The following is a 5,169-nucleotide window of genomic DNA, read 5'->3' as shown; positions in this document are numbered from 1 at the left end:
GCTATACCTAAAGCAATTTTTAAACCTATACTTTTTGTGTTGTTCGTCATAATTATTTGTTTTTTGGGGAAATACAATTTCTATTTTAATATTTGTTTTTTTGCATCTAAAATAAATTAAATCTGTAATTTTATTTCGTTTTAAATTAATTTAAAAATATATGGACAAACTTATTTTATTTAATGCCTCGAAAGTAAATAAAATACTTAACAAACGAGAAGGTGAAAGCAAATTTGGTGAACATATTACTTTATTGCCTCCAACCACAAACATATACGAGTCTATTAAAAATTTAGATGTCCGCTATGTCATTATTGGTTTACCAGAAGACGTAGGTGTATTCGCAAACCACGGAAAATCAGGAACTTCAAAGGCTTGGGATGCAACAATTAAAATTTTGTTAAATACGCAAAGTAATGTATTTACACATGCAAATAAAGTATTACTTCTTGGGCATTTAAATTTTGAAGAGGAGCTAAATCAACTTTCTACATTAAATCAAAATAAGTCTAAAGATATTGGTAAGGCAAGACAACTTGTAGATACCATAGATAAACAGGTAACAGATATAGTTTACAATATTGTTAGCGCAGGCAAAATACCTATACTTATTGGAGGCGGTCATAATAATGCTTATGGTAACATAAAAGGAACTTCTTTAGCTAAAAAACACGCTATTAATGCTATTAATTTTGATGCTCACACAGATTTTAGAGCACAGGAAGGAAGACATAGTGGTAATGGCTTTATGTACGCTTATACAGAAGGTTTTTTAAATAATTATTTTGTTTTTGGTTTGCATGAAAACTATACTTCTCAATCTATTATAGATGTTTTAGATTCAACAAATGCATTAGACTATAATACTTATGAGGCCATAGACATTAGAAAAGAATTAAAGTTTAAAAAAGAAATGCAACGTGCTTTACAACATATAAAATCTAAACCCTTTGGATTAGAGATTGATTGCGATGCTATACAAAACATACCTAGTAGTGCGAAAACACCAAGCGGTTTTTCTGTTGATAAAGCAAGGCAATTTGTAAGCTATTTTGGTAACACGCCGCAAGTAAGTTATATCCATATATGTGAAGCTGCTCCTACAAAAAAAACAGCAAATCAAGTTGGTAAACTTATAAGTTATTTAATCACAGATTTTATTAGAAGTAATATTAAGTATTAGAACGTGTTTTTTCGCCTAAAAAACTAAAATACAATGTTTTGACTAGAGTTTTAACTTACAAACAATACATTTCATCTTGTTTTTATGTTTTTCATCGATATTTTAATTTTATTTTTTGTATCATTGTATTGTTTATGGTATTTGCCATAAATTTACGGTGTAAATGAAACATAAAATAAACTTTTAAGTCCCTAGAAAGAAACATTTGCTATTATATTTTGGTTGATTAGAAAGCATTCTTAAATCATACACACAAATTAGATCACCCTAAATCTATTATGCGATGTATATAAAGAATGCTTTTTTTATATAATCAATCGGCCTCTGCTCTATTTTACACAAAATTGTTATTAGAACTCATCTTGATTTTTCTATTTTTTTAAAAATGGTTCAAATTCGCCCACATTTTGTTATTTTTTCACTCCCAGCTATCGCTATAACTTTCAAAAAGTATCACATTTATAGAGACGTTTTTGCTCCTTATCATCTTGGTAAAAGCTAAGAAGTCAAAATAAATTCATTTCAAAAAAACATTAAAATTGTTTTTATATCGTTCTATTTTTACTAATTTTACATAAGCACTTATATAAACACATATATTAATGGATGCACTAAGAGGTTTTGGAGAATTAGGTTTGGGGTCTAGATTAAAAAGACTAAGTGATTATTTAATGAAAGAAACACAGATAGTGTATGATTTTTTTAAAATAGACTTTGATCCCTATTTATTTCCTGTTTTTAAAATTATATCCAATAAAAAGGGAGTTACAAATACCGAAATAAAAAATACTCTAAACTTATCGCAACCGGCAATAACGCAATCTATAAATAAGCTTATAAAAAAAGACTTAGTCATTATAAAAAGTGATAAGATAGATAAACGCAAGAAAATTGTTTTATTATCTAAAAAAGGAGTTGTATTAATCCAAAAGCTAAAGCCGCTTTGGAATTGTATAGATACAGTTATTAAAGATTATACATTAACAAGTTCTTGCTCTTTAATAGAACATTTAAATACTCTTGAAGACAAATTAAATACTCAAAGTTTTAGTAAAACTATAATTGAAATGGTAGAAACAAACACACAGAAAGACTTAAATATTATAAACTTTAAACCTGAATACTCTAAATTCTTTTATAATTTAAATATAGAGTGGTTAAAAACCTATTTTTATGTGGAACCGTTTGATGAAGAAGTTTTAAGCAAACCTAGCAAATATATTATAGATAAAGGTGGCTATATCTTTTTTTACAAACTAAATGATATAATTGTTGGCACTGTTGCTTTAATGCCTATTGATGGTGTAGAAAATGGCTACGAATTAACAAAAATGGCTGTTTCTCCTGAACACAGAGGTCATAAAATAGGGCAAAAATTAATGCAACATTGTATAGATTTTGCAAAACAGCATCAGTTTAGCAAACTTTTACTGTATTCTAGTACAATTTTAGAAAATGCCATTTATATATACAGAAAGTATGGTTTTATAGAAGTTCCTCTGGAAAAAAATAATCATTACGAACGCAGTAATATTAAAATGGAATATCCTTTATAATTAACAGTTAATTTGCTGTAAGGTAATTATCTAAATCGTTACAATAGGTTTCCTCTTTAGCGCAAAGTACACTAGCTGTTTCTATAATTAATTGTTTTAGTTTTTCATTCTCTGGATAAATTTTGTAGGCTAACTTAAATTCGGAATAAGCACCTAAAACGTTATTATTATGTAATCTACTTATTCCAGATTCCATTAAAAATCGAAATGCAATATTATTATCAATGGCTTTACGTATATCCATTAATTCATTGTGTTCTTTTTGGTATTTGACAAAGTTGTTTCTTTCAATAAAAAAGAAACAACTTATTATTAGTACTATTAAAAGTATTAAAGCTCCTTTTTGTTGGCTTTTCTCTTTTTCATTTTTCTTCAATGTAAATTTTCTCGAATAGCCTTGAAGCGGCACAAACGAAGTTATATTAGAAATTTTATATGGTTTTTTAGGCCTCTTTCTATGCACTCTATTATCCATTCCAAATCCCATTAACCCCATAATAATTCCTTTATTTATAGGTCTGTAAACAATAGATAATGTTACATAATTTAAACCGTTTTTAGTGTTTGTTTAGCTTGCTCGATAATGACTTCTGGATAGTTGTATAATTCCATTATTTTAATAGCATTACGCGTTGTTAGCTTTCCTTTTTTTAGTTTATGATCAAACACTAAATTGGTTTTATTAATATCTTCACAAAAGTGAAATAACTCGTAATTTTCTTTCTTTAATAACTCGGTTAATTCTATATCGTGAGTGGATACAAAAACGATATTATTTCCTTTATTTAAATACGATAAAATACCTTGTCCTCCAGAAATGCGCTCTGCTGTATTAGTCCCTTTAAAAATTTCATCTAAAACAAATAAACATGGGGGCTCTTCTTGTGATGCATCTATTAACGTTTTTAATGTAAGTACTTCTTCTAGGTAATAACTGGTATTTTCAAACAAATCATCAGTTATACGTATGGATGAATATACTTTAAAAAATGGTGCTTTATACGCTTTAGCAAAACAAAGGTTTAAGGTTTGTGCCAAAATGCTATTTACTGCTACAGTTCTAATAAAAGTAGTTTTTCCAGACATGTTAGAGCCTGTAAGTAACATGCTTTTGTTATTTAATTCTAAATTATTAGGAATACAATTTTTAATTAATGGATGTATTATCTTTTCTGTGCTTATTTTTTTACTCTTTATAAACTCTGGGGTACATAATGTTACATCACTGCTTTTTAATGAGGCAGTAGAAATGGCAGCATCTATTTCTCCTATAAATAAAAATAAGGCTTCTATACTTTGTTTTTCACTCTTTATATCGTCTAGGAAACTATTAAATAAAATATATTCAATATTAAATAGAATTTTAAACGATTCTATCATCATCCATATTGCAAATATATACTCATTACTTAAATCTACATTAAAGCCTAAAAACTCTGTTTTTAGCTTTATCCTTTCTATCTTCTTTAAAAATGGAAAGGTATTATAGTGCGCTTTTATTTCTTTAAATTTTGCAAGGTTTTTTGCTACTTCAAGCGCCCTAGATATTTGGTTTATTCCACTTAAATAATGGTTTATATTGTTTTTATTACTAAAATGTAAAATGAGATTCGTAATAAAAATAGGTACTATAAAAAGAAAACTTATTGGATAATAAAACCCGAGGCCAATTAATAACAGTGTAACGACAGTTAAAGAATAGGCTAACCATAATAATTTAGATTTCTCAATTTTATCTTCATGTATTAAACGTTCTAAATCGTAAGCATTACGTGTATTTAATTTAGAGAGTTCTAATTGGCTTTCTATTCTTATATTTTTATTTCGAAGAAAAACTGTTGTTAACTTATCAAAAGCTAATAAGTCTTTAATATTACCTATTGTTCTTAATTTAAAATAAAGGTATTGCTGTCCTATTCTAGAAGTAGTTCTATCTATAAATTTAAAGATCTCATTTATGTCTAAATCCTGTTGAGTTTTGTCTGAAATGAGATGAAAGGCTTCGCCTTTGTGTTCATTATTATTGAAATATTCTCCAATAATATCAAAATTATAGTAGCTTTCCGTTTTAGGTTTCCCCCATTCTTTTAATAACCTATGTTTAAGCTTTACTAGCTTTCTTTTTTTTGAGCGATTATTTAATAAGAAAATAATAATTAAAACTATACAGACACCTAGTATCCAATTCATATTTTAAGATGCTTTTTTTAATAAAAGAGAGGTGCAGTTAACATACTCACCTCTATTTATTAATAGGTCTTAATATAATAATGTTTGTTACAAAAAACAGTTTACTTATTAACCACAATTATTTAATCCAGTAAGCATACTTATATAGAAATAGAGATATTGAAAAAAAGACACCTATACCTAGTGCAATACTATTAAGCACTAATAAATGACCTCTTTTTATTTTAAAATGATTAGTAC

General features: G+C 27.2%; 4 protein-coding genes. 2 read left to right on the top strand and 2 right to left on the bottom strand.

Translation table 11 applies throughout. The features are described from left to right. Positions 1-160: 160 nt before the first annotated feature. Positions 161-1,183: a formimidoylglutamase gene (locus ACVC2P_RS06370; protein WP_452597643.1), complete on the top strand. Its 1,023-nt coding sequence runs from the start codon at positions 161-163 to the stop codon at positions 1,181-1,183. Positions 1,184-1,785: 602 nt separating this feature from the next. Beyond that, complete coding sequence (locus tag ACVC2P_RS06365; protein ID WP_452597642.1) at positions 1,786-2,739, top strand: bifunctional helix-turn-helix transcriptional regulator/GNAT family N-acetyltransferase; 954 nt, start codon at positions 1,786-1,788, stop codon at positions 2,737-2,739. A gap of 7 nt (positions 2,740-2,746) precedes the next feature. On the opposite strand, the gene ACVC2P_RS06360 is transcribed toward ACVC2P_RS06365, so the two are convergent. Further along, entirely contained in the window at positions 2,747-3,235 is a 489-nt protein-coding gene (locus ACVC2P_RS06360) for a hypothetical protein (RefSeq protein WP_452597641.1), read from the bottom strand. A 50-nt stretch (positions 3,236-3,285) separates the two neighbouring features. Continuing rightward, positions 3,286-4,929, bottom strand: a complete 1,644-nt coding sequence (locus tag ACVC2P_RS06355; protein ID WP_452597640.1) for a MutS-related protein — start codon at positions 4,927-4,929, stop codon at positions 3,286-3,288. Positions 4,930-5,169 lie beyond the last annotated feature (240 nt).

This window comes from Pontimicrobium sp. MEBiC01747, assembly GCF_053601635.1.
The sequence above is the reverse complement of the archived record's forward strand: the minus strand, read 5'-3'. Positions and strand labels throughout refer to the sequence as shown.

Coding starts and splice junctions, on each gene's coding strand:
- ACVC2P_RS06370 (WP_452597643.1), top strand. CDS start 161: ATGGACAAACTTATTTTATTTAATGCCTCGAAAGTAAATAAAATACTT.
- ACVC2P_RS06365 (WP_452597642.1), top strand. CDS start 1,786: ATGGATGCACTAAGAGGTTTTGGAGAATTAGGTTTGGGGTCTAGATTA.
- ACVC2P_RS06355 (WP_452597640.1), bottom strand. CDS start 4,929: ATGAATTGGATACTAGGTGTCTGTATAGTTTTAATTATTATTTTCTTA.
- ACVC2P_RS06360 (WP_452597641.1), bottom strand. CDS start 3,235: ATGGGGTTAATGGGATTTGGAATGGATAATAGAGTGCATAGAAAGAGG.